This window comes from Clostridium sp. HBUAS56017 (assembly GCF_007115085.1).
Lineage (GTDB): Bacteria > Bacillota > Clostridia > Clostridiales > Clostridiaceae > Clostridium > Clostridium cibarium.
Window position 1 is genome coordinate 24,531 of sequence record NZ_SULK01000005.1, and the last position, 1,673, is coordinate 26,203.

2 protein-coding genes are annotated in these 1,673 nt (G+C 28.3%); both read right to left on the reverse strand.

Annotated elements, in window-relative coordinates; translation table 11 throughout:
- Positions 1-193 precede the first annotated feature (193 nt).
- Positions 194-673: a hypothetical protein gene (locus tag FAY47_RS06320; protein WP_143315799.1), complete on the reverse strand. Its 480-nt coding sequence runs from the start codon at positions 671-673 to the stop codon at positions 194-196.
- A gap of 11 nt (positions 674-684) precedes the next feature.
- On the reverse strand, positions 685-1,673 hold a 989-nt coding region (locus FAY47_RS06325; protein ID WP_185966748.1), incomplete at its 5' end, for a hypothetical protein.

Consider the following 1,673-nt stretch of genomic DNA (forward strand, 5'->3'; position numbering starts at 1 on the left):
ATCATCAACTGTAATTATCTATTAAAGAATAATGAATCAGCTTACTTAAATTTCGGCTGATTCATTTCATCTTTTCACTACATTATTACTATTATTCAATTAACCTACACTTTATTATATAGTATATAATTCTCTTAAAACTCTATTTAATCTTACCCATCATACTATATACTTTTCTCTATGTAGTCATAATCTATAAATCAAATATTTTCCTACCATATTCCGCAAATGAAAAATCATTTATTCTTATAACTTTTTTCATTATATTTCCTTTAATATTTAATCGTTCTAAAGCATTAATATTCTCAAGTTCTAACCTTTTTGCTCTTAATGATTCAGTTGTTTTTTTAAATATTCTGTCTATATCAATTGTAAATGGTGCTAATTTTTCATATTCATTTCCAACTTGCTCAAACATATAGTATATTGCTAAATATATTTCCTCAACATTACCTTCAAGCATTTCAAGAATAGTCTTTTCAAATACTGCATTAATAGCTAATTTAGGTTCCTTAATATGCAACTCATAAATTCCTTTTAGAATTAAATTCTCATCAACTGGTCCAGAATTATCCTTATCCTCATATCTATATTTCCCTTTTCCCATTATACAATCTTTGAATTCATTTTTATTAATTGAATTTTTTAAAATCTCATATGCTGAATAATACATAATTATTCCTCCTATTTCTTTATTTTTTCAAAATATACTATTTTCTTATCTATAGCTTCATCAATATTTTCAATCCTACTAATAACAGTTTCATACTGACCACCAGAAGTTCTCAATCCTGGTACCCACCATTCGTTTGCACCTAATTCATTTGCAGTAGAAATTCTTATATTTTCTACTGCCGTAGGATCAATTTTTCCTAACCATACTCCATCGCTATAAGTATCTTCAGCCAAGCCCAGTTTGATAGCAATTTCTTTTGAATTTAAACATGTTTCGCTTATTGCTTTTGCATCATCATAATTTAATACATATAATGCAGATTTTTTACCATTTAAACCTTCTCTGCCCCATGCATTCCATTCAAATTCAATTTTTTTACGAATCCCATTATTAATAATAGCACCTAAAGAATTGCTATTAAAAAATTTTTCTTTGTATATTTTGTATGCATTAGGGAACTGTTTTTCCGGTTCATATGGTATTAGTTCATTCTTAATATCATAAAATAATTCTTTAGAAATTGTAGTATCTATATTATTTGAATTATTATAAGCTTGTTCCATGGCACTTTTTACTTCATTAGCATTCTTATCAGTAAACCAACCGCCTGAATCACTAATTCTACTATCTAAATAGTTATCCAATAACTTATTATTTATTTCTTTATGGCTTAATCCAGAGTCTTTTAATCCAAAATACTTTTCATATAATTCAATATGACTGTCTATGTATCTTTGAGAAACATAATAGTCAAATTCTGTTGAAATATCATTGGCTTTATATTTTCCTGAAGCCCAATCAACATTATCCTCTCCATAGGCTTTTTTTAAATAATTGTACCACTCTTCCCCAGAATAAGGACCTTTCTCAACAACCTCAGCACCAGTACCACCCTTAACCCTCTTAAGAAGTACCATCTGTGCTATAAGTCCAGCTGTATACCCAGTACAATAAGCTAATCCCTTTTCATCCTTTGCATCAGATACTTGCTGAGCTA